At 71.1% G+C, this 21759-nt stretch carries 21 protein-coding genes and 1 pseudogene; 15 read left to right on the top strand and 7 right to left on the bottom strand.

Going from position 1 to position 21759, the window contains the following annotated elements; genetic code table 11:
- The first annotated feature begins 1 nt into the window (after position 1).
- From ACIRSS_RS36675 to ACIRSS_RS36630, 10 genes are all read left to right on the top strand, one after another.
- Entirely contained in the window at positions 2–853 is an 852-nt protein-coding gene (locus ACIRSS_RS36675) for an MlaE family ABC transporter permease (protein ID WP_400903422.1), read from the top strand.
- Positions 850–2127 carry an MCE family protein gene (locus ACIRSS_RS36670; protein WP_400903420.1) on the top strand — a complete coding sequence of 426 codons (1278 nt, stop codon included), beginning with the start codon at positions 850–852 and terminating at the stop codon, positions 2125–2127. The genes ACIRSS_RS36675 and ACIRSS_RS36670 overlap by 4 nt, the downstream gene beginning before the upstream one ends.
- On the top strand, positions 2124–3131 hold the full coding sequence (locus tag ACIRSS_RS36665; protein ID WP_400903418.1) for an MCE family protein: 1008 nt from the start codon (positions 2124–2126) through the stop codon (positions 3129–3131). The genes ACIRSS_RS36670 and ACIRSS_RS36665 overlap by 4 nt, the downstream gene beginning before the upstream one ends.
- Entirely contained in the window at positions 3128–4120 is a 993-nt protein-coding gene (locus ACIRSS_RS36660; protein WP_400903416.1) for an MCE family protein, read from the top strand. Before ACIRSS_RS36665 ends, ACIRSS_RS36660 begins: the two co-directional genes overlap by 4 nt.
- Positions 4117–5124, top strand: a complete 1008-nt coding sequence (locus tag ACIRSS_RS36655; protein WP_400903414.1) for an MCE family protein — start codon at positions 4117–4119, stop codon at positions 5122–5124. The genes ACIRSS_RS36660 and ACIRSS_RS36655 overlap by 4 nt, the downstream gene beginning before the upstream one ends.
- A 104-nt stretch (positions 5125–5228) precedes the next feature.
- Complete coding sequence (locus ACIRSS_RS36650; protein ID WP_400903413.1) at positions 5229–6242, top strand: MCE family protein; 1014 nt, start codon at positions 5229–5231, stop codon at positions 6240–6242.
- On the top strand, positions 6242–7450 hold the full coding sequence (locus ACIRSS_RS36645) for an MCE family protein (RefSeq protein WP_400903411.1): 1209 nt from the start codon (positions 6242–6244) through the stop codon (positions 7448–7450). The genes ACIRSS_RS36650 and ACIRSS_RS36645 overlap by 1 nt, the downstream gene beginning before the upstream one ends.
- The gene (locus ACIRSS_RS36640) at positions 7435–7950 is read left to right on the top strand and encodes a hypothetical protein (protein WP_400903409.1); all 516 of its coding nucleotides are present in this window, start codon (positions 7435–7437) and stop codon (positions 7948–7950) included. Before ACIRSS_RS36645 ends, ACIRSS_RS36640 begins: the two co-directional genes overlap by 16 nt.
- Positions 7947–8513 (top strand): hypothetical protein, encoded by a 567-nt coding sequence (locus ACIRSS_RS36635; RefSeq protein ID WP_400903408.1) that lies wholly within the window; start codon positions 7947–7949, stop codon positions 8511–8513. Before ACIRSS_RS36640 ends, ACIRSS_RS36635 begins: the two co-directional genes overlap by 4 nt.
- A gap of 42 nt (positions 8514–8555) precedes the next feature.
- Positions 8556–9224, top strand: coding sequence for a hypothetical protein (locus ACIRSS_RS36630; protein ID WP_400903407.1), 669 nt, complete (start codon positions 8556–8558; stop codon positions 9222–9224).
- A gap of 52 nt (positions 9225–9276) precedes the next feature.
- Here ACIRSS_RS36630 and ACIRSS_RS36625 read toward each other — a convergent pair whose 3' ends face one another.
- A complete protein-coding gene (locus ACIRSS_RS36625; protein ID WP_400903406.1) occupies positions 9277–10221 on the bottom strand; it encodes an RCC1 domain-containing protein in 945 nt (314 codons plus the stop codon).
- 363 nt (positions 10222–10584) lie between these two features.
- On the opposite strand from ACIRSS_RS36625, the gene ACIRSS_RS36620 reads away from it, so the two are divergent.
- From ACIRSS_RS36620 to ACIRSS_RS36610, 3 genes are all read left to right on the top strand, one after another.
- Positions 10585–11205: a DUF6801 domain-containing protein gene (locus ACIRSS_RS36620; protein WP_400903405.1), complete on the top strand. Its 621-nt coding sequence runs from the start codon at positions 10585–10587 to the stop codon at positions 11203–11205.
- An 88-nt stretch (positions 11206–11293) separates the two neighbouring features.
- Positions 11294–12724 (top strand): DUF6801 domain-containing protein, encoded by a 1431-nt coding sequence (locus tag ACIRSS_RS36615; RefSeq protein WP_400903404.1) that lies wholly within the window; start codon positions 11294–11296, stop codon positions 12722–12724.
- Positions 12725–12761: 37 nt separating this feature from the next.
- Positions 12762–13373: a DUF6801 domain-containing protein gene (locus ACIRSS_RS36610; protein ID WP_400903403.1), complete on the top strand. Its 612-nt coding sequence runs from the start codon at positions 12762–12764 to the stop codon at positions 13371–13373.
- A 246-nt stretch (positions 13374–13619) separates the two neighbouring features.
- Here the strand turns inward: ACIRSS_RS36610 and ACIRSS_RS36605 are convergent.
- Together ACIRSS_RS36605 and ACIRSS_RS36600 are read right to left on the bottom strand one after the other, a co-directional pair.
- Positions 13620–13688: pseudogene (locus ACIRSS_RS36605) on the bottom strand (hypothetical protein); the annotation flags it as partial.
- A gap of 136 nt (positions 13689–13824) precedes the next feature.
- Positions 13825–15102: a PucR family transcriptional regulator gene (locus ACIRSS_RS36600; RefSeq protein WP_400903401.1), complete on the bottom strand. Its 1278-nt coding sequence runs from the start codon at positions 15100–15102 to the stop codon at positions 13825–13827.
- Positions 15103–15395: 293 nt separating this feature from the next.
- Between ACIRSS_RS36600 and ACIRSS_RS36595 the strand changes: the two genes are divergently transcribed.
- Positions 15396–16091, top strand: coding sequence for a hypothetical protein (locus tag ACIRSS_RS36595; protein ID WP_400903399.1), 696 nt, complete (start codon positions 15396–15398; stop codon positions 16089–16091).
- A complete protein-coding gene (locus ACIRSS_RS36590) occupies positions 16088–16450 on the top strand; it encodes a GntR family transcriptional regulator (RefSeq protein WP_400903397.1) in 363 nt (120 codons plus the stop codon). The genes ACIRSS_RS36595 and ACIRSS_RS36590 overlap by 4 nt, the downstream gene beginning before the upstream one ends.
- Before the next feature lie 3 nt (positions 16451–16453).
- Here the strand turns inward: ACIRSS_RS36590 and ACIRSS_RS36585 are convergent, their stop codons facing one another.
- The 4 genes from ACIRSS_RS36585 to ACIRSS_RS36570 form a co-directional block, all read right to left on the bottom strand.
- Positions 16454–16711 (bottom strand): hypothetical protein, encoded by a 258-nt coding sequence (locus ACIRSS_RS36585; RefSeq protein WP_400903395.1) that lies wholly within the window; start codon positions 16709–16711, stop codon positions 16454–16456.
- Between the two features lie 379 nt (positions 16712–17090).
- Positions 17091–17348 carry a PadR family transcriptional regulator gene (locus ACIRSS_RS36580; RefSeq protein ID WP_400903393.1) on the bottom strand — a complete coding sequence of 86 codons (258 nt, stop codon included), beginning with the start codon at positions 17346–17348 and terminating at the stop codon, positions 17091–17093.
- Between the two features lie 128 nt (positions 17349–17476).
- Positions 17477–18268 carry an arginase family protein gene (locus ACIRSS_RS36575; protein WP_400903392.1) on the bottom strand — a complete coding sequence of 264 codons (792 nt, stop codon included), beginning with the start codon at positions 18266–18268 and terminating at the stop codon, positions 17477–17479.
- The gene (locus ACIRSS_RS36570; RefSeq protein WP_400903390.1) at positions 18265–21642 is read right to left on the bottom strand and encodes a pyruvate carboxylase; all 3378 of its coding nucleotides are present in this window, start codon (positions 21640–21642) and stop codon (positions 18265–18267) included. Before ACIRSS_RS36570 ends, ACIRSS_RS36575 begins: the two co-directional genes overlap by 4 nt.
- Positions 21643–21759 lie beyond the last annotated feature (117 nt).

Genomic DNA, 21759 nt, shown 5'->3' with positions numbered 1-21759 from the left:
CGTGACGACCACGGACCTCCCGAGAACGACGCGCGTGCGCGAAGCCGTCGACCGCCGCTTCGGCTTCCTCGACACCCTCGGCGACCAGATCCTCTTCTTCCTCCGCGCGATCGCCTGGATCCCGCGCGCTCTCCGCCGCTACCTGCGCGAGATCGTCCGCCTGCTGGCCGAAGTCAGCTTCGGCAGCGGCGCGCTCGCCGTCATCGGCGGCACGATCGGCGTGATGATCGGGATGACCGTCGCCACCGGCACGGTCGTCGGCCTGCAGGGCTACTCCGCGCTCAACCAGGTCGGGACGTCGGCGTTCGCCGGGTTCGTCTCCGCCTACTTCAACACCCGCGAGATCGCGCCGCTGGTGAGCGGGCTCGCGCTGAGCGCCACCGTCGGCTGCGGCTTCACCGCCCAGCTCGGCGCGATGCGGATCTCCGAGGAGATCGACGCGCTCGAGGTCATGGGCATCCCCAGCGTCCCCTACCTGGTGACGACCCGGGTGATCGCCGGCTTCCTCGCCGTCATCCCCCTGTACGCGATCGGGCTGCTGTCGAGCTACCTCGCGTCGCGGCAGATCACCGTGTGGTTCTTCGGCCAGTCCGCGGGCACCTACGACCACTACTTCCTGCTGTTCCTGCCGCCCGGCGACGTCCTGTGGTCGTTCGGGAAGGTCCTGGTGTTCAGCGTCGTCGTGGTGCTGGCCCACTGCTACTACGGCTTCCGCGCGAGCGGCGGCCCGGCGGGCGTCGGCGTCGCGGTCGGCCGCGCGGTGCGCACCGCGATCGTGGCGATCAGCGTGCTCGACTTCTTCCTGTCCCTGGCGATCTGGGGTGCGACGACCACCGTGCAGGTGGCCGGATGAGAAGGGAAACCCGCCGCAAGGCCGGGATCCGCACCGCGGGCGTGCTGTTCCTGGTGGTGCTGGGCGTGCTCGTGACGCTCTCGATCAAGGTGTACGACAAGGACTTCGTCAGCACAGTCCCGGTGACGCTCAAGGCGAGCCGGATCGGCAACCAGCTCCAGGCCGGTGGCCAGGTCAAGGCCCGCGGCGTGCTCGTCGGCGAGATCCGCGGCGTCCGGGCGACGCCGCAGGGCGCCGAGATAGCGCTTGCCCTGGAGCCGGACAAGGTGGACATGCTGCCCGGCAACGTCTCCGCGCTGCTGGTGCCGAAGACGCTCTTCGGCGAGCGGTACGTCCAGCTGTCCATTCCGGACGGTGTCCGGGCCCCGCACCTGGTCGCCGGTTCCGTGATCGAGCAGGACCGCTCGGCCAACGCGATCGAGCTGGAACGCGTCTTCGACAACCTCTTGCCGCTGCTGAAAGCCGTCCAGCCGCAGAAGCTCGCGACGACGCTGACCGCGGTGTCGACAGCGTTGCAGGGCCGCGGCGAGCAGATCGGCGACACGCTTTCCACCGCCGCGAACTACCTGACGGACTTCAACCCGCAGCTGCCGGCGTTCACCAAGGACGTCCAGGACCTCGCTTCGGTTTCGCGGCTGTACGGCGACATCGCCCCCGACCTCCTGGACGCGCTCACCGACTCCGCCGTCACGCTGAACACCGTGCGGGACAAGGCACCCGACCTCGCGACGGTCTACCAGGAGGTGTCCGGTTCGGCCGGTGAGGTCCGGGAGTTCTTGAACCGCAACAAGAACACCATCATCGGGCTCTCCGCCGACAGCCGTTCGGCGCTGGAGGTCGCGGCGCGCTACTCCCCCAGCTTCCCCTGCACCATCAAGGCGATGGACGCGCTGCGCGAGCCGGTCGACGAGGCCCTGGGCAAGGGCACGAACCAGCCCGGCATGCACGCGCAGGTCACCGTCACCCAGGCACGCGGCAAGTACGTGCCCGGAAAGGACGACCCGATGTACCCGGCCGACGGCGGCGGGCCGCGCTGCTACCCCAGCGGCGTCGCCCCGACGACCGGCACCGCCGCGGTCGCGCCCGGCGCGCCGCAGCACCCGCTGGTGACCGGCACGCGCGACGACCTCGGCGTCGCGAACTCCCCGCAGGAACGCGAACTGCTCGCCACGATCCTGGCGCCGCAGCTGGGCGTGCCGACCGGACAGGTCGCGGACTGGAGCAGCGTGCTGGTCGGCGCGCTCTACCGCGGCACGGAGGTGACGCTCAAGTGAGGAAGTTCGCCGCCCCGCTGGTCAAGAGCCTGATCTTCATCCTGGTCACCACGGCCGCGACCGTGCTGCTGGCCGTGTCCATCGCCAACACCGGCGTCGGCCGGACCGACCTCTACGGCGCCACGTTCACCGACGCGACGTCGCTGAACGTCGGCGACGACGTCCGGATCTCCGGCGTCCGGGTCGGCCAGGTCGAGGAGCTCGAGATCGCCGACCACAACCTGGCGCACGTCAAGTTCTCCCTCGACGAAGGCCGGCAGCTGCCCGCCGACGTCGGCGCGGTCATCAAGTACCGCAACATGGTCGGGCAGCGCTACATCGCGCTCGAACGCGGCGCGGGCGGCAAGGGCACACTGCCGGTGGGCGGCGAGATCCCGCTGGACCGCACGACACCGGCGCTGGACCTGACCGACCTCTTCAACGGCTTCAAGCCGCTGTTCCAGGCGCTCTCGCCCACCGACGTCAACCAGCTCTCCGGCGAGATCGTCCAGGTGCTGCAAGGCGAAGGCGGCACGGTCGAGGAACTGCTCGCCCACACCGGCTCGCTGACCTCGACGCTGGCGAGCCGCGACCAGCTCATCGGCGACGTCATCACCAACCTCAACCACGTGCTCGGCACGGTGAACAGCAAGGGAACCGCCCTGACGACGCTGATCTCGACGCTGCGGGAGCTCGTCTCCGGCCTGGCCGCGGACCGCACCGCGATCGGCGACGCGATCGGCGGCCTCGGCGACCTCTCCACGGCCACCGCGGGCCTGCTCGGCGACGCGCGGACGCCGTTGAAGGACAGCATCACCGGGCTCGACCGCGTCACGCAGAACCTCGCCGACGAGAAGACGCTGCCCGGTCTCGAACAGACGCTGAGCACGCTGCCGGAGAAGCTGAACGGGCTGGGCCGGATCGCCTCCTACGGCTCGTGGATGAACTTCTACCTCTGCAGCGCCACCCTGCGGACCACGCCCCCGCGCGGGACGCCGGTCACGGCGGAGAGGTGCGGCTCGTGAAGTCCTTCAAGGAACGCAACCCGCTCACCCTCGGCGTCGCCGGGAGCGTCGTGCTCGCCGCGCTGCTGACCGTGACGTTCAACTACGACAACCTGCCGGTCGTCGGCGGCGGCACCACCTACCGCGCCGAGTTCTCCGAAGCGGCTGGGCTGCAGGCCGACGACGAGGTCCGCGTCGCCGGCATCAAGGTCGGCGAGGTGCGCGACGTCGAGCTGGCCGACGACCACGTGCTCGTCACCTTCCGCGTCAAGAACGCGTGGGTCGGCGACCGGACGTCGGCGGAGATCCGGATCAAGACGCTGCTGGGCCGCAAGTTCCTCGCCCTCAAGCCCACCGGCGACGCCGTGCAGGACCCGGACCAGGCGATCCCGCGCACCCGGACGGTCACGCCCTACGACGTCACCGAGGCGTTCAACGGCCTCGCGAACACCGCGGGCTCGATCGACACGACGCAGCTCGCCGACAGCTTCACCGCGATCAGCGACACCTTCCGCAACGCCCCGGCGCACGTGCGCACCGCGCTCGACGGCCTGTCCGCGCTGTCGAAGACCGTGTCCTCGCGCGACGACCAGCTCGCCGACCTGCTGGCCAACGCCAAGAAGATCACCACGACGCTGGCGAACTCCAACGAGGACTTCGAGCAGCTGCTCTCCGACGGCAACCTCCTGCTGGGCGAACTGGACCGGCGCCGCCAGGCCATCCACGACCTGCTGACCGGCGCGCAGGCCCTGGCCACCCAGCTCTCCGGCCTGGTCGCCGACAACACCGCGGCGCTCAAGCCCGCCTTGAGCCAGCTGAACACGGTCACCGACCTGCTGTCCCGCCAGAACGGCAACCTGGAGCGGAGCCTGGCCGCCGCCGGCCCGTACTTCCGGCTCGCGAACAACGCGCTCGGCAACGGCCGCTGGATCGACGCCTACCTCTGCGGCCTGCTGCCGGAGAACCGCGACCCGTGCACGCCGCCGAAGCAGTTCGGAGCCCCGAAGTGAACGCCACCCGCACCTACCGGTTCCTCGCCGCGGCGGTCGTGACGGCGCTCGTCGTCGTGGCCGGGCTGTGGTGGATCTTCTCCGGCACCGGCCTCGACCGCGCGACCGTGCTGTTCTCGCGCGCGGTCGGCGTGTACAGCGGCTCCGACGTCCGGCTGCTCGGCGTCCGGATCGGCCAGGTCGAGTCGGTGACCCCGCGCGGCGAGCAGGTCGAGGTGACGCTGACCTACGACGGCTCCGCGCCGATCGCCGCCGACACCGACGTCGTCGTCATCGCCCCCAGCGTCGTCGCCGACCGGTACGTCCAGTTCTCCAAGCCCGCGCGCGGTGGCCCGCGGCTGGTGAACGGCGCGACCATCGGCGTCGACCGCAGCGCGACCCCGGTCGAGCTGGACGAGCTCTACGCCAGCCTCGACACGCTCACCAAGGCACTCGGCCCGGACGGCGCCAACAAGAACGGTGCGCTGTCGGACCTGCTCACCACCGGCGCGAACAACCTGCGCGGCAACGGAACCGCGTTCCACGACTCCGTCAAGCAGCTCTCCGAGCTGGCCCGGACGCTGGCCGGCAACTCCGGCGACCTGTTCACCACCGTCCGGGAGCTGCAGCGGTTCACGTCCATGCTGGCCGACAACGACGCGCAGGTGACGAAGGTCAACCAGCAGCTCTCGTCGGTGTCCGGCACGTTGTCGGCCAACCGCGAAGAACTGGCGTCGGCGCTGCGCTCGCTCGGCGGCGCGCTCGCCGACATCCAGGGGTTCCTCAAGGACAACCGCGCGCTCATCAAGTCCAATGTGGACAAGCTGGCGGTGACCACGCAGACGCTCGTCGACCAGCGCGCGTCGCTGGCCGAGACCCTGGAGACCGCGCCGCTGGCCGCCGACAACCTGCTCCGGACGATCGACCCGGCGACCGGGGCCCTGCAGAGCCGCACCGACCTGCTCGACTACCTGCCGCTGCCGGTGACCGGGTCCGTCTACACGAACGAGGCGGGCGGGCGATGAGAACTGTGACATCCGGGGCTTCGCCCCGGGCCGGGGGCTCCGCCACCCGGAACCCCCGAAATCGGTGGCGACGCGTCACGGCCCTGGCTGCCGGCTGCTGCCTGGTGCTGACGGCCTGCTCGGGCGAGTTCAAGGGCGTCTACGACCTCCCGCTGCCCGGCGGCGCCGACGTCGGCGACCACCCGTACCACGTCACCGTCCAGTTCGCCGACGTCCTCGACCTGGTGCCGCAGGCCGCGGTGAAGGTCGGCGACGTCCCGGTCGGGCGGGTCGAGACCATCCGGCTCGGCGCGGACGGCTGGACCGCGGAGGCCGTCGTCGAGGTCAACGGCGACGTCGTGCTGCCCGCCGACGCCGTCGCGCGGCTGCGGCAGTCCAGCCTGCTCGGCGAGAAGTTCGTCGAACTCGCCGCTCCGGAAGGGGAGACGAAGGCGAGCGCGCGGCTGGCCGACAACGCCGTGATCCCGGTGGCGCGCACCAACCGCAACCCCGAGTTCGAAGAGGTCTTCGGCGCGCTTTCGCTGCTGCTCAACGGCGGCGGCATCGGGCAGCTGCAGACCATCAACCGCGAGCTGTCCAAGGTGATGACCGGCAACGAGACGCAGATCCGCTCGTTCCTCTCCGGCGTCAACACCCTCGCCACCGACCTCGACGCGCACCGCCAGGACATCACCGCGGCCCTCGAAGGCGTCAACCAGCTGGCCACGACGCTCGCCGGCCGCGACAAGCAGGTGTCGGGCGCGCTGACCGACCTGACGCCGGGCCTGCGCACGCTGACCGACCAGCGCACCCAGCTCGTGGCGATGCTGCAGTCGCTCGACGACCTCTCCGGCGTCGCCACCGACGTGATCCACAAGAGCAAGGACGACCTCGTCGCCGACCTGCGGGCACTCGCCCCGATCCTGCACCGCCTCGCCGACGCCGGCGCGTCGCTGCCGAAGGCCCTGGAGATCCTGCCGTCCTTCCCGTACACCGACGCGGTCATCCCGGCGATCAAGGGCGACTACCTCAACGTCTACCTGTCGGTCATCCCGGCGCCCGGGGTGCCGCTCCCGCCGCCGGGCGAGGGCACCCCGCCCGGCCTGCCGGTCCTGCCGCTGCCCTCGGGAGGCCAGTGATGCTGACCACCCGCGTCCGGATCCAGGTCGTCGCGTTCGTGGTGATCTCACTCGTCACGGTCGCCTTCGTCGGCGCGAACTACGCCGGGATCGACCGGCTCTTCGGCGGCAGCGGCTACACCGTGAAGCTCGAGCTGGCCGAAGGCGGTGGCATCTTCACGAACGGCGAGGTGACCTACCGCGGCGTCGCCGTCGGGCGGATCGGGGAGCTGCGGCTGACGCCGTCCGGGATGGAGGCCGACCTGGTCATCGACGGCTCGGCCCCGCCGATCCCGTCGAACGCCCAGGCCGTGGTGGCCAACCGGTCCGCGGTCGGCGAGCAGTACGTCGACCTGCAGCCGCGGACGTCCGACGGCCCGTACCTGGCCGGCGGCTCGGTCATCCCGCGGGAGAAGACGACGCTGCCGATGCCGGTGCAGCACCTGCTCGGCGACCTCGACTCGCTGACCGCGTCGGTGCCGACCGGCGACCTGCGCACGGTCGTCGACGAGCTGGACGACGCCCTGCGCGGCACCGGCCCCGACCTGCAGGTCCTGCTCGACACCGCGACGTCGTTCACCAAGGACGCGTCGGTCAACCTGCCGCAGACCACCAAGCTGATCGACGACGGCTCGACCGTGCTGCGCACGCAGCTGGACTCGTCGGCCGAATGGCGCTCGTTCGCCGGCAACGCCAAGCTGTTCGCCGCTCAGCTGTCCTCTTCGGACGGTGACCTGCGGCGGCTGATCGCGACCGCGCCGCCCGCCGCGTCCGAGCTGGGGAACCTGCTGCGGGAGAACGACCCCGGCCTGCCGATCCTGCTCGCCAACCTGCTGACCACGGCGCAGGTGTTCCAGGCCCGCACCGGCCAGCTGGAGCAGCTGCTGGTCGCGACACCGAAGGTGGTCGCGGCGACGTCGACGGCGTTCGACGGCGGCGACGCCAACCTCGGCATGGCGCTGACCTTCTACGACCCGCTCCCCTGCCGGGCCGGTTACGAGGGCACGAAGTTCCGGCCCAGCACGGACACCTCCCCGCTGCCGTTCGACACGGGCGCGTCCTGCACGCTCGCGCCGGGCGACGCGACGTCGGTGCGCGGCTCGCAGAACGCGCGGCACCTGCCGGTGCCGCCCGCCGCGGTGCCCGGCTCGGGCGCCCCGCTCACGGCGTCGTCCGATGGCCTGGCCGTGTCCCCGACCCTCGAGGAGATGCTGTGGCTGGGAAAGTGAAGTGGCCGTTGCGGGCGGCGGCGCTCGCCGTCGTCGTCACCGCCGCCTTCGCGGGCTGGTCGGGGTTCACCTGGTACCGCACGGCGCACAGCGAAGAGCTCACCAACGGCACCGCGCGCGACGAAGCGCTGAGCGCCGGGCGCGAGCTGGTCGCGCGGCTGTGCACCCTCGACTACCACCAGCTCGACCAGGGCCTCGCGCAGTGGCTCGACGCGTCGACCGGCCCGCTGCACGACCGGCTCGCCCACACCGACGACGCCACGAAGAAGACGCTCACGCAGGACGCGACGGTGTCCACCGGCAAGGTGCTGGACGCGGCGATCGGCGAACTGGACGAGCACGCCGGCACCGCGAAGCTGATCGCGTCGGTGGAGATCACCGCGCAGAAGGAAGGCGTCGCGCCGGCGACCAAGCGCAACCGGTTCGCCGCGGGGCTGACCCGGACCGAGGGCGGCTGGAAGCTCAGCGCGCTCGACGAGCTGCCGGTGGGGGCGAGATGAGCACCTCCATCACCGACGAAGAGGTGGCCGTCGAAGAGGTCGTCGCGGAGGAGCCGCGGCGGCGCAGGTGGCTGCTGCCGCTGCTGGTCGCCGTCTCGGTGCTGCTGGCCGGCGCCGGGGTGGCGTTCACCCTGGCGGCGCGGTCGGCGGCGGACGCCCCGGCCGCGGCCAACCACGCCCTGACCGACGTCGGGGCCACCGCGGAGGTCACCTCGGCGGTGACGCTCGCGCTCAACCGGATCTTCTCCTACTCCTACGACCGGACCGACGTCACCGAGCAGGCCGCGAAGGACGTCCTGCGCGGGGACGCCCTTTCCACCTACGACCGGCTGTTCGCGCAGGTGAAGGAAAAAGCACCGGCCCAGAAACTGGTGCTGACGACGCGGGTGACGTCTTCCGCGGTGCAGGAGATCCGCGACGGCCACGCCCGGCTGCTCGTGTTCCTCGACCAATCGGCGACCCGCGCCGACAACAATTCCAGCAGTTCCGCCGCGGCCCAGCTTTCGGTGGTCGCGGAACGCGAGGGAAACACCTGGAAAATCACCGGGCTCACCCCTCGCTGACCCCGTTTTCCCCGCTGTTTCACAATGTGAAGGAGAGTCGGCATGCCTACTTTGTCGCGCACTCGGAAGAACGGCCGGAAATGGGCGCGCGCGGCCGCGGTCACGGCGGCCGCCGGCATCGCGATGAGCGTTGTCACCGCCGTTCCCGCCTCGGCCGACGTGGTCGAGATCCCGGTCGGCTACACGGTCACCGGCAGCACCGTCATCAAGAAGACCGGCAGCGCGATGAGCCTGGGCCCGGGCAACCTCGACGGCGCCCTGATCATCGACGACCAGACCGGCTCGGTCGGCCTGCGCGCCGACCTGACGCTGCCGCCGTCGCAGGCCAACATCTCGCTGGTCTCGGGCATCTTCAAGATCAAGGCGAAGGTCAAGATCACCCCGACCGGCCCGGCCACGGGCACCATCGCCGACGGCACGCTGACCACGCACGCCCAGGCGAACATGGAGATCTACGACATCTGGGCCGGCGTGCTGGTCCCGGTGATCCCGCTGCCGACGGTGCCGGGCAGCTGCAAGGCGAGCAAGCCGCTCGACCTGGACCTGAGCGCCAAGGACGTCGACATCTTCGGCCCGAAGATCACGGTGACCGGCACGTACACCATCCCGGACTTCAAGAACTGCTTCATCGCCGACCTGGCCCTGGGCGCGCTGGTGTCCGGCCCGGGCAACACGATTTCCCTGGACCTGGCCTCCAAGAACGCGGGCTGACCCGGTACGCGAAGAGGGGCTTCCCGGCCGGGAAGCCCCTCTTCCGCGCTGGTCAGCAGGGTGCGGAGGGATCCTCTTTGATCGCGACGGTGAACCGGTCGCCGGCGGAGAGGGAGACGAACGGACCGCAGAGCCCCCAGCTCACCGGGTCGCCTTCGGTCACGTCGTTGGACCCCCAGGCGACGTAGTCCCCGTTGCTCTTGAGCGCGAAGTTGAAGGTCCACCCGGCCTCGATCGCGACGACGTCCGACTGCGCCGCTTCGGGGACGTCGACCTGGTGGTTGTCGTTGCGGCCCCAGGCGATGACCCGGCCGTCCTTGAGCGCGAGACTGTGCTGGTGACCGGCGGAAATCGCGGTGACGCCCGACTTGGCGTCGGCCGGGACGTCGGTCTGGCCGTGGTCGTCGGCGCCCCAGGCGAGCACCCCGCCGTTCTTGAGCGCCAGGCTGTGGTCGCCACCGGCGGACACGGCGGTGACGCCGGAGGTCGCGGCGGCGGGGACGTCCGACCGCAGGCCCCAGCTGAGCACGCGCCCGCCCTTGAGGGCGAGGTTGTGCATGGCGCTGGTCGAGATGGCGGTGACGCCGGACTTCGCGTCGGCGGGCACGTCGGCCTGGCCGTACCAGTCGTTCCCCCAGGCCAGGACGCTGCCGTTCTTGAGCGCGAGCTCGTGGCCCCAGCCCGCGGCGATCGCGCTCACCCCCGACATCGCCGCCTCGGGGACTTCGGTCTGCCCGAAGTTGTTGTCGCCCCACACCAGGACCTGGCCGCCCTTCAGGCCCATGGCGTCCATCCCGCCCATGGAGACGGCGCTGAGCCCCTCGGCGGCCTCCGGCGGCGGGCCCATGATGTAGTTCGAGAAGCCCCATTCGACGACGCCGCCGGTGCCCGGCGCCTGCGCGGAAGCGGACGCGGCCGACACCACCGGCACGGCGGCCAGGGTGGCGGCGAGCAGCACGGAAGCCCGGCGGTGGGCGGTGCGGAAACGGGGGGCCACGGCATCCTCTTTCGCTGAATCGATTCCCGCGGTCACGGTGCGCGCGTGGTATCGATAGTAACGCGGACAACCACCGATCGGAACGCGGTCGAGTATTTGTCAAAATCGCACCAAGGTCATCACCGCACTGCTCCGGTGTTGACAAGAACTCATCCGGGCAATGGCCGGTGAAAACCGACCACGTGACATCCTTGTTGCGCAACCGACTGGCGAGTAACCTCATTTATCACAGCCACCTCGCGAGGGTTCGGGCTGCACCAGGGAAAACACCCGGGGGAATTCGCGGTACCGCTTCGGTCCGCGGGGCGCGTGGGCAACGCCCGCCCGAGACGTCAACTGGATGATCGAAGGAGATTGACAGTCATGACCCGACTCAGGAACCTGTCCCTCAAAGCAGTCACCACGGCGGCGGCCGTGAGTGCGCTCGGCATGGTCTTCACCGGCGTGGCGTCGGCCGACACGGCCTACAACGCGGCCGCCACCTACCGGTGCACGTTCCCGGGCATCCCGCAGCAGGACGTGGGCATCACCGCGTCGCTGACCGGGCCGGACTCCGTCCCCGCCGGTACCACCGTCACGCCGACCAACGTGGGCGGCACCGCGACGATCTCCGCCGCGGTGCACTCGCTGCTGACCGCCGTCGGCTACGACGGCCTCCGCGGCACGGCGACGGTCCCGGTGACCGCCGCCCGCGGCACGGTTTCCGGCCCGGCGAGCGGCCTGAACATCCCGGAGACGATCTACCCGGCCGGCGGCCCGATCACGGTGGTCATCAGCCAAGTGGCGACCTCGTCGATCCCGACCTACACCGCCCCGGCGACCGCGGGCAGCGACACCCTGTCGCTCGGCACGCCGATCACCGCGGCCCTGCAGTTCCACAAGGCGTCCAACAACACCTGGGCGAACTGGAACATGACCTGCACGCCGAAGACGACGAGCCCGGCGCAGAACCTCGCGTTCTCGCCGAACTTCGTCATCACGTGACAGCGCTGAACTAGCACCACCGTAGGGATGGCCGGGGCCCCGGCCATCCCTACGGCTCGTTTCCCCGCGGCACGGACAGGAGCACGGCATGGCCCGACGGCTGACCCGGCGGACGGCGACCCGCGGCGCGCTCGCGCTGGTGTGCGCGGTGTCGGTCACCACCGGCGCGTTCACCGGGACGGGTTCGGCCGCCCCCGGCACCGCCGCCGCGGACGCCGGCAAGGGCGGGCGCGAGGTCGCGAAGACGGTCGCGGCGTCCTGCGCCTTCGCCGATCCGGTGGGGCCGCTGAAGCTCGACGTGAAGACCGAAGCCACGCTGCCCGCCTCGATGACCGTGGGAAAGCCCGCGACGATCGACGGCGTGGCCGTGTCGTTCGCGCTGCCGCGCGCCGCCGCCCAGCAGCTGCTGGGCACGGGCCCCACCCTCGAAGGCGGCTTGACCTTCCAGCTGCTGCTGGAGCAGGGGAAGGTCAAGGACACCCTCGCCGTCCCGCTGACCATCCCCGCGACGCCGCTCCCGGCCGACGGCGACCTGCTCTTGACGGCCAAGGGGAAGCTCCCGGCGTTCTCCCCGTCCGCCGCCGGCCTGCTGAAGATCCGGTTGACCGCCCCGAAACTCGCGCTGGGCCCGACGGGCGCGCCGGCGGACCGGCCCGCCGAGCAGGTGCCGTGCACCGCCGAGACCGGCCAGGACCTCTCCTTCGGCTCGGTCGCGGTGCTGGCGGCCGCCGCCGCGCCGTCCGGCAAACCGCTGCCCGGCAAGAAAGCCACGCCGGCGCCTCAGCCCGGCGGCCCGCAGAAGCACCGACTGCTGGACGAAGAGCCACCGGCCGACGAGAACGTCACGCTGGTCCTGCCCCTGCAGCCGAACCAGATCGACAACACGGCCACGATCACCAAGACCGGCGCCACGATCCACAGCAAGCCGGCCGCGCTGGTCAACGGCGTCTGGTTCCGGATCACCACACCCGACGGGTTCCCGCTCCGGAGCGAGATCACCGGCGAGGTGGCGTTCGCGCCGGTGACGGTGTCCTACCTCGGCTACGGGTTCCTGCCGATCAGCGCCACGGTCGAGTTCCTGCCGGTCGACCACCGCAGCGGGACGATGATCCACTCGTTCGGCACGCTGTTCGACGGGATCCTGCGCAACCACCTCGACGTGGTGTCGCGGCTGAGCGACGTCAAGGTGAACGGCGTCCCGCTCGACGCGGGCCCGGACTGCGTCTCGGCGACGCCGATGCCGATCGACATGATCGGCGAGTACGACCCGTTCACCGGCGGCCTGATCGGCACCGACCCGGCGAACGCGGACCCGAAGTACCGCGGCTTCACGTTGCCCCCGTTCAAGAACTGCGGCGCGGCGGAGAAGCTGAGCTCGTTGTTCACGGGCCAGAACTCGGGCCCGGGCAACCAGGCCTCGGCGCGGCTGACGATCATCCAGCTGTGCATGGAGGCCGACCACCGCAACTGCCCGCCGGTCGCGCCGATCCCCGCGGAGGCGTTCCGCGCGAGCCGGTGATCGCTCCACTGTGGACACACTTCGAAGGGGAGTCGACATGTTCCTGCGCATCCTGGCCACCGTTTCGTGCGCCGCCGCGCTGGCGGTGCCCACGGCCGCCGAGGCGGACGCCGCCACCCTGACCCACCGGACGGGTGCGTTGGTGTACTTCTGCGAGCTGTTCCCCGGTCTCTCGCCCCAGCCGGCGACCGTCGAAGCGCGGTTCGACGCACCGGACTCCGTCCCGTCGGGCACGACGGTCACCCCGGCCGGCGTGGGTGGCGTGCTGCGGTTCGACGTCGGCCCGCACGCCATCATGACCGCGTACGGCTACGACGGCTTCCGCGGCAGCGCGAACCTCGGCCTGACGGCGGCCGGCGCGACGCTGTCCGGGCCGTCGGCGACCGGGCTGACCGTGCCGGAGACGATCTACCCCGCCGGCGGGGCCATCGAAGTCCCGTTCGCGCAGTCCGCGAGTTCGGTGGTGCCGTCGCTGACGGCGGGCGCGCCGGGCTCGGCGACGGTGTCGCTGGCCACGACGGCGGCGTTCCCGCTGGAGTACCACAAGAAGGCGAACGGCGAATGGACACCGTGGACCATGCGGTGCACCCTCAAGGTGACGAACCCCGCGCAGAACACGGCGTTCAGCCCGGCGATCCCGGTGACCTGACGGGCTAGCTGTGCTGCTGCTGATCGTTGACTGAGTCGTCTGTAGCAGCCTCTCATACGGGGTCTGGCTGGCCACGCTGCCGTGCGGTCGGTAGTGGTTGTAGTAGTCCTCCCAGTCCTTCAGCTTCTCGTTGAACACCCCGATGTCCCCGAGGACGACACTGTCGAGCAGGCGGTAGTGGTGCTGCCGCAGGTGGATGATCTTCTCGACCACCTCGGGAGGAGTGATCGTCGGGCAGTGCAGCGGGGCGCTCGAGCGGTCTTTCAGCCCGTCGAGGCCTTCGTCTTCGCACCGGTGTTTCCACCGGCAGGTCACCGCGAGGTTGTCGCTGATCTCTTCAGCGTGACGCAGGACGGCCAGGCGCCGGTTCGCACGCCTGACCAGGTTCTTCTGTCATGAGCCTCCCTTGATCAGGAGCCCAGACCGTCGACAACCTCTGTCAGCTTCAGAGCTAGCGGCCCGTCCACTGTGGACGCGAGCCGCCGGCGCGCGGCGACGGCAGCAGCTCGCTCACCGGGTACCGCAACGGCAACGGTGCCGCACCCGCGCGCAACGCCAGCTCCATCTCGAACCGCGCCGCCGGGTCGCGGAGGCTGTCGCCGAACGTCGCCTGCAGCTGTCGCATGCGGTAGCGGACCGTCTGGGGGTGGACCCCCAGGCGCTCCGCGATCTCCACCACGTTGCCCTGGCTGTCCAGCCACGCCCGCAGCGTCTCCAACAGCCGCTCCTGCTGCTTGCCCGTCATGTCCGCCAGCGGCGCGAACAGCCGGTGCCGCAGCGTGCCGACCAGGCCCGTGTCGGAGTTGACCAGCAGCGTCGCCAGGTGCTCCTCCGCGCGCAGCACCGGGCGCGGGGCCAGGACGCCGCGCTCGGCCAGGTGCAGCGCGTTGCGCGCCCAGCGCAGGGAATCCGCCACCGACGCCAGCGGGACGCACGGGCCGATCGAGAGCCGGCAGTCCGGCAGGGCCACCTGCAGCGTCGCCAGGCGGGCGCCGCCGAGCTCGCCCGGGACCACCAGCTTCGGGTCCGGCGTGTCCAGCTCGGCGAGGATGTCGGCGTCGAGGCCCGCGTGGCGGCGGGCCGGGGCCACGCCGTCGGCCGGGCAGACCGCCACCGGGGTCGCGTCCGTCGGCACCGGCCAGCCGATCAGCTGGGCCAGCTCGGCGATCGCCTTCGGGGACGCCGGCGGCGTCTCCAGGATCAGGTGCAGCAGCTTGCGGCGCCACGTGTCGAGCGCTCCCGCCGTGCGCGCCTTCGCCTCCAGGTAGCCGTCGAGCGCGACGGAGGCGAGTTCGTCCATGAACGCCAGCATGGCGTCGGCCAGCTGGGACATCACCGCCGACGAGAGCCCGCTGCGCCGCCCCACGCGCATGATCCGCCGCCACGACACGCGCGCGCCGACGCGGTACGCCGACTGCAGCGTGTCGAGGCTGCGGCCTTCCCGCATTTCGTTCTGCCCCAGCCGGTGGTGGACCTCGTGGGACTGCTCCTTCGACACCGTCGGGTCGGCGATCTGCGCGACGAACAACGTGATCGCGTATTCGACGCCGGCGCGGATCGACTTGCCGTACGGGCCGTCGAGCGGCCGCGCGTAGGCGGGGATGGTCGCGCGGATCTCGTCGACGATCTCGGCCGCGAGGCTGGCCAGCTCCGGACGCAGGATGTCGGCGAGCTTGCGGGGTAGTGCGGCCGGTGGCGCAGCGTGTTCGAATCCGCGCTCCACCGACATCGCAGCTCCTTCGCTCCGCCCCGCCGACCCCGGGTGACCGGTCCCCGCACCTGAAGCGGGGTGACAACGGACACATCGGAAAGCTAGCGCCGAATGTGTCACCCGGATGAAGGGAAACCGATTTCTTGTCAGCTTCGTGACAAGTTCACCGGACCCGGCTGCGCAACGCTGACAAGTGCCCCGCCGACTGCACGGTCACCTGCGTACGAACGGTCGAACACCCAACGAGCGCCCCGCGCTGCGGTTACCCGGCACTCTTGTATCGTGTGGTTGATACAAGCGAGGAGGTCCGCATGCCGTGGGACAACGTGCTCGGGGTCGCGCTCTTCGCCGGGCTGATCGGCCTGGCGATCCTGATCGTGCTCTGGCCGGGCGAGAAGCACGGAAAGCGCTTGCTGGTGCGGTGGGGCGTCCCTGATCCGGACGAAGCCGAGGTCGCGCTGGCCGTCCGCTACCTGAAGCGGCGCCGGCTCTGGTACCCGTGGCTCTTCCTGGCGATCCCGACGCTGCTCGACGACGGCGGGGTGGGCTCGGTCGTCGCCACCCTCCTGCTGGGCGGCCTGATCGCCGAAGTGCTGGCGCAGCGGCCGTCCCGCGCGCCGCGCCGCGAGGCCGACCTGGCCCCGCGCACGCTGTCGGCGATCGTGCCGGCCTGGGTGCTCGTGCTCGGTGTCCTGGCGGCCGCCGGGTCGGTCGCGCACCTCGTCGTGACAGCGCAATGGAAACTCCTCGCGTTCGCGGCGGGCACGGTGGTGCTCTGCGCGGCGATCACGGCGCTGGCGGTCCGCCGCCCGGCGGCCGGCGCGGCGCGGGCCGACCTGGCGCTGCGCTGCCGCAGCGCGCGGGTGGCGATCGGCCTGGGCATCGGCGCGGTGACGGCGATCGGCTGGCCCGGCGGCAACCTGGTGTCGTTCCTGATGGTGATCGTGGGCCTGGCCGCGTTCCTGGCCGTGACGGCCCCGCTGAAACGGCTTCCGGCAGCGGCGTGAAGATCGTCGTCGACACCGAAAACGGGCTGGCACCCTGGCGGCAGGTGCACGACCAGGTGGTCCGCGCGGTGACGACGGGGGCACTGGCCGAGGGGACGCGCCTGCCGCCGATCCGCCAGCTGGCGAGGGACCTCGGGCTGGCGTCCGGCACGGTGGCGCGCGCGTACCGCGAGCTGGAGGCGGCGGGCTGGGTGACGACGGCCCGCGCCCGCGGCACGGTCGTGACGCTCCCGCCCGGCCGTCCCGCCCCCGCGGAGTTGCTCCTCGCCGCGGCCACCGCCTACTTGGCTCAGGCCCGCGAGCTGGGCGCCGACCTGGAGACGGCCCTCAACGCGGTCCGCGCGGCCCACGAAGGATGATTTTCAGCGCTTGCCTTTCCGGCGGTGACGCCACGCTGACGCAGCACCGGTGGCCGTCGAGCCGCCGACCAGCAAGCCGGCCGCCGCAACCGGCGAAACCAGGGCCACGGCGACTACCGCGGCGGCCACGATGGCCAAGCCCAGTACCGCCCACCGGACCAGCCGGATCGCGTTGCGAGTGCGGTCGTCGTCGTCGAGCGTGTAACCGACGACACCGTGGGGATGCGGCGAGTCGCCGACTGGCTCCGGACGTGCCGTCATCAATACCTCCACCACGGCAAGGACCAGGGTTTCTTCGAGTCGCGACGCAGTCGCCAGGCGCCGCGCAGATTACTCAGCGCCAGGCGTACCTGAGCCCACCAGCCGCCCCCCTCGTGGGCCGTCACCGCAAGATTCGCCCGGAGCTCATCGGCGAGTCCCCGCTGTTCGCGGGGCAGCAATGCCACCGCCCGCTCCATCAGACGACACGACATCGCGCACGTTCGCGGCAGTTCATCCTGCACGTCGTAAGCCTTCCGACAGTGTGGGCAGAACATCATGCCGCCGGCCTGTACTCGAAGGCCAGCACCGCACCGCGGACACTTTTGGCTCTGCCCGAGCTCCGACCCGGGCGGAGCGAGTGACGGACTCTCAAATCCCATCACGCACCGCCCTGGAGGCCAGGCCTCAACCGTCCGAGCGCCAGCACGGAGGCGTGAGCACGATGCAGTGCTGCGTCCACTTCACTGAGGCAATTCGGCTCGAGCCGGTAGTAGCGGCGACGCGGACGCCCGGACTCGCTCGGGTCGATGTCCTCCAGCTCGTACGCCAACCAGCCCGCTTTCTCCAGACGGGCCAAGATCGGGTAAATGGTTCCGCTCGGCAAACCGGTCTCAGCGCAGAGCTCCAAGCCGTACATGCGTCGCATGGGGTCCGCACGGAGCGCCATCAAGACCAGCTGAGTCGGAATCGTCATCCTCGGCGGGGGCATGCCAGAACTCTATATAGGGGCTATGTAGAGAACAAGGCTGCCAAGCGGCCAAGTCTCTACGCCGAACGGAGCAGGCGGCCGAGCGCGGCCAGGACGGGTTCCAGGACCTCGACCTCGCGCGAAGTTCCCACGCACTCCGTGATCCCCGCGCCGACGACCTCGAACCGCGCCAGGGCGTCCAGTTCGGACACCAGCCGGGCGATCGTCCAGCCCTCCGGCTCGGGGTAGTTCAGCCCGGGGAACTCCCCCGGGTCCAGCACGTCGAGATCCACGTGCACGTACAGCTTTTCCACGCCCGTCAAGGCATCCGGTGCCGTGCCGGCCAGGCCGCGGTCGACCGCCGCCCGTTCCTCCGGGTCGAACACCCGCGTCCCGAGCAGGGCCACGCTGCCCGGGCACAACGCCGGGTCGGCCGCGAACTCCGGGTCGCCCTCGCCGAACAGCGACCGCAGCACCATCCCGTGGAACGCTCCCGACGGCGACGACTCGGCCGTGTTCAGGTCCGCGTGCGCGTCGAACCACGCGACGCCCAGGCCCGGCCCGTGGCGGAACCGGGCCACGCCGATCGGGACCAGCTCGACCCCGCAGTCGCCGCCGACCGTCAGGACCGGGCCGCCCGGGGCCTCCAAGGCCGCCAGCTGCGCCGCGCGGTTCGGCCCGGTCAGCACGGCCCGTGACGCGATCCCGGCGTCCACTTCGGACACCTCACGCGTCTGCCGGACGTGGTGCACCGGCCGGCCGAGCACGTGCCCGGCCAGCTCCGCGAGCGCGAGGCACCCGTCCGGCAGCTCCGCCGCCCGCGGTCCCACGGCGCCTTGGCGCTGCGGGACCGCGTTGATCAGCGTCATTCCAGGACGAGGAGGAGATCGCCGCCCTCGACCTGCTGGACGTTCGTGATCGCCAGCCGGCCCACCTTGCCGCCCGCGGACGCGGTGATCGACGCCTCCATCTTCATGGCCTCGATCGTCGCGACCGTCGCGCCGGCCTCGACCGTGTCGCCCTCGGCGACCTGCAGCGTGACGACGCCGGCGAACGGCGCCGCGACCTGCTTCGGGTTGCCCTTCTCCGCCTTCTCGGTCGCCGGGACGTCCGAGGCGATCGAGCGGTCGCGGATCTGGATCGGCCGCAGCTGGCCGTTGAGCGTCGACATCACCGTGCGGACGCCGCGCTCGTCGGCCTCGCCGATCGCCTCCAGCTCGATGAGCAGCCGCACCCCCGGCTCGAGGTCGACCGCGTACTCCTCCCCCGGCCGCAGCCCGTAGAAGAAGTCCTTGCTGGGCAGCACGGACGTGTCCCCGTAGGCCTCGCGGTGCGCCTCGAACTCCTTGGTGGGCGCCGGGAACAGCAGGCGGTTGAGCGTCCGGCGCGGGTGCTCCGAAAGCGCCGTCCGGTCCTCTTCGGACAGTTCGGCGACCGGCTTCGCCGCCGCGCGGCCTTCGAGGGCCTTGGTGCGGAACGGCTCCGGCCAGCCGCCGGGCGGGTCGCCCAGCTCGCCGCGCAGGAAGCCGATCACCGAGTCCGGGATGTCGAACTTGTTCGGCTCGGCCTCGAAGTCGGCCGGGGAGACGCCCGCGCCGACCAGGTGCAGCGCGAGGTCGCCGACGACCTTCGACGACGGCGTCACCTTCACCAGGTGGCCGAGGATCTTGTCGGCGGCTGCGTACATCGCCTCGATGTCCTCGAACCGGTCGCCGAGGCCGAGCGCGATGGCCTGCGTGCGCAGGTTCGACAGCTGCCCGCCGGGGATCTCGTGGTCGTAGACGCGTCCGGTGGGCGAGGCCAGCCCGGCCTCGAACGGCGCGTAGATCTTGCGCACGCTCTCCCAGTACGGCTCCAGGTCCCCGATCGCCCGCAGGTCCAGCCCGGTGGTGCGCGCGGAGTGGTCGGTGGCCGCCACGATCGACGACAGCGACGGCTGCGACGTCGTGCCCGCCATCGACGAGACCGCGCCGTCGACGGCGTCCGCGCCCGCGTTGATCGCCGCGAGGTAGGTGGCCAGCTGGCCGCCCGCGGTGTCGTGGGTGTGGATGTGCACCGGCAGGTCGAACTCCTTGCGCAGCGCGGTGACCAGCTTGGTCGCCGCGGGCGCGCGCAGCAGCCCGGCCATGTCCTTGATCGCCAGGACGTGCGCCCCGGCGCCGACGATCTGCTCGGCCAGCTTGAGGTAGTAGTCGAGCGTGTAGAGCTTCTCGCCCGGGTCGGACAGGTCCGAGGTGTAGCAGAGCGCCACCTCGGCGACCGCGGACCCGGTCTCGCGCACGGCTTCGATCGCCGGGCGCATCTGCTCGACGTCGTTGAGCGCGTCGAAGATCCGGAAGATGTCGATGCCGGTCTTCGTGGCCTCCTCGACGAAGGCGTTGGTCACCTCGGTCGGGTACGGCGTGTACCCGACGGTGTTGCGCCCGCGCAGCAGCATCTGGAGGCAGATGTTCGGCACGGCTTCGCGCAGCGCGGCGAGGCGCTCCCACGGGTCCTCGGCGAGGAACCGCAGTGCGACGTCGTAGGTCGCGCCGCCCCAGCACTCCAGCGAAAGCAGTTCGGGCAGCGTGTTCGCGACGACCGGCGCCACCGCCAGGAGGTCCTTCGTGCGGACGCGGGTGGCGAGCAGCGACTGGTGCGCGTCGCGGAACGTCGTGTCGGTGACGCCGATGTGCGGCGACTCCCGCAGCCAGCGCGCGAACCCGGCCGGGCCGAGCTCGACGAGCTTCTGCTTCGACCCCGGCGCCGGCTGGGCGTCCTTCGGGAGCTTCGGCAGCTTGAGGGTGGCGTCCGGCGTCTTCGGGCGTTCGCCGTTCGGCTTGTTGACCGTCTGGTCGGCGAGGTAGGTCAGCAGCCGCGTGCCGCGGTCGGCGGACTGCCGCGCGGTGAGCAGCTGCGGGCGCTCCTCGATGAACGACGTCGTGACGCGGCCGGCGCGGAAGTCCGGGTCGTCGAGGACGGCCTGCAGGAACGGGATGTTCGTCGCGACCCCGCGGATCCGGAACTCGGCGACGGCGCGGCGCGCGCGGCCGACGGCGGTCTTGAAGTCCCGCCCGCGGCAGGTGAGCTTGACCAGCAGCGAGTCGAAGTGGGCGCTGATCTCGGTGCCGGAGAAGGCAGTGCCGCCGTCGAGCCGGATGCCGGAGCCGCCCGGCGAGCGGTAGGCGGAGATCATCCCGGTGTCCGGGCGGAAGCCGTTGGCCGGGTCCTCGGTGGTGATGCGGCACTGCAGCGCGGCGCCGCGCAGGTAGATCTTGTCCTGGGACAGGCCGAGGTCGTCGAGGGTCTCGCCGGAGGCGATCCGCAGCTGCGACTGCACGAGGTCGACGTCGGTGACCTCTTCGGTGACCGTGTGCTCGACCTGGATGCGCGGGTTCATCTCGATGAAGACGTGGTTGCCCTGCTTGTCGAGCAGGAACTCGACGGTGCCGGCGTTGCGGTAGCCGATCTTCTTCGCGAACTTGACCGCGTCGGCGCAGATCCGGTCGCGCAGCTCGGGGTCGAGGTTCGGCGCCGGGGCCAGCTCGACGACCTTCTGGTGGCGCCGCTGCACCGAGCAGTCGCGTTCGTAGAGGTGGATGATGTTGCCCGCGCCGTCGGCGAGGATCTGCACCTCGATGTGCCGCGGCTCGACGACGGCCTTCTCCAGGAAGACGGTCGGGTCGCCGAAGGCGGACTCGGCCTCGCGCGCGGCGGCCTCGATGGACTCGCGCAGCTGGGCGGGGTCCTCGACGCGGCGCATACCGCGTCCACCACCGCCGGCGACGGCCTTCACGAAGACCGGGAAGCCCAGCTCCTCGGCCGCGGCGACCAGCGCGTCGACGTCGCTGGAGGGCTCGGACGACCCGAGCACCGGCACGCCGGCCTCGCGCGCGGCCTTGACCGCGCGGGCCTTGTTGCCGGTGAGTTCGAGGATGTCGGCGCTCGGGCCGACGAAGGTGATGCCCGCTTCTTCGCACGCGCGCGCGAGGTCGGGGTTCTCCGACAGGAAGCCGTACCCGGGGTAGACGGCGTCGGCCCCCGCCTTCTTCGCGGCGGCGACGATCTCGTCGACCGAGAGGTACGCGCGCACGGGGTGACCGGGTTCGCCGATCTCGTACGCCTCGTCGGCCTTCAGCCGGTGCAGGGAGTTGCGGTCTTCGTGCGGAAACACGGCGACGGTCCCCGCGCCCAGTTCGTAGCCGGCGCGGAACGCTCGGATCGCGATCTCCCCGCGGTTGGCCACCAGCACCTTGCGGAACATGCCCGGTCCTTCCCATTTGGATCGGTAAGTCAACGCACGTTACCCGGTTCTTCCCGCTCTGCGGGAGTTCAGTCCCGGGTGATGGACATCATGCGCCGCTGGGGGGTTGGCCGGGTG

It is taken from the genome of Amycolatopsis sp. NPDC101161 (genome assembly GCF_044768185.1).
In the GTDB taxonomy this organism is placed as follows: domain Bacteria; phylum Actinomycetota; class Actinomycetes; order Mycobacteriales; family Pseudonocardiaceae; genus Amycolatopsis.
This window is presented reverse-complemented; position numbering and strand designations above follow the sequence as displayed.

Coding starts and splice junctions, on each gene's coding strand:
- ACIRSS_RS36670 (WP_400903420.1), top strand. CDS start 850: ATGAGAAGGGAAACCCGCCGCAAGGCCGGGATCCGCACCGCGGGCGTG.
- ACIRSS_RS36645 (WP_400903411.1), top strand. CDS start 6,242: ATGCTGACCACCCGCGTCCGGATCCAGGTCGTCGCGTTCGTGGTGATC.
- ACIRSS_RS36635 (WP_400903408.1), top strand. CDS start 7,947: ATGAGCACCTCCATCACCGACGAAGAGGTGGCCGTCGAAGAGGTCGTC.
- ACIRSS_RS36630 (WP_400903407.1), top strand. CDS start 8,556: ATGCCTACTTTGTCGCGCACTCGGAAGAACGGCCGGAAATGGGCGCGC.
- ACIRSS_RS36620 (WP_400903405.1), top strand. CDS start 10,585: ATGACCCGACTCAGGAACCTGTCCCTCAAAGCAGTCACCACGGCGGCG.
- ACIRSS_RS36615 (WP_400903404.1), top strand. CDS start 11,294: ATGGCCCGACGGCTGACCCGGCGGACGGCGACCCGCGGCGCGCTCGCG.
- ACIRSS_RS36610 (WP_400903403.1), top strand. CDS start 12,762: ATGTTCCTGCGCATCCTGGCCACCGTTTCGTGCGCCGCCGCGCTGGCG.
- ACIRSS_RS36600 (WP_400903401.1), bottom strand. CDS start 15,102: ATGTCGGTGGAGCGCGGATTCGAACACGCTGCGCCACCGGCCGCACTA.
- ACIRSS_RS36595 (WP_400903399.1), top strand. CDS start 15,396: ATGCCGTGGGACAACGTGCTCGGGGTCGCGCTCTTCGCCGGGCTGATC.
- ACIRSS_RS36585 (WP_400903395.1), bottom strand. CDS start 16,711: ATGACGGCACGTCCGGAGCCAGTCGGCGACTCGCCGCATCCCCACGGT.
- ACIRSS_RS36580 (WP_400903393.1), bottom strand. CDS start 17,348: ATGTACGGCTTGGAGCTCTGCGCTGAGACCGGTTTGCCGAGCGGAACC.
- ACIRSS_RS36575 (WP_400903392.1), bottom strand. CDS start 18,268: ATGACGCTGATCAACGCGGTCCCGCAGCGCCAAGGCGCCGTGGGACCG.
- ACIRSS_RS36570 (WP_400903390.1), bottom strand. CDS start 21,642: ATGTTCCGCAAGGTGCTGGTGGCCAACCGCGGGGAGATCGCGATCCGA.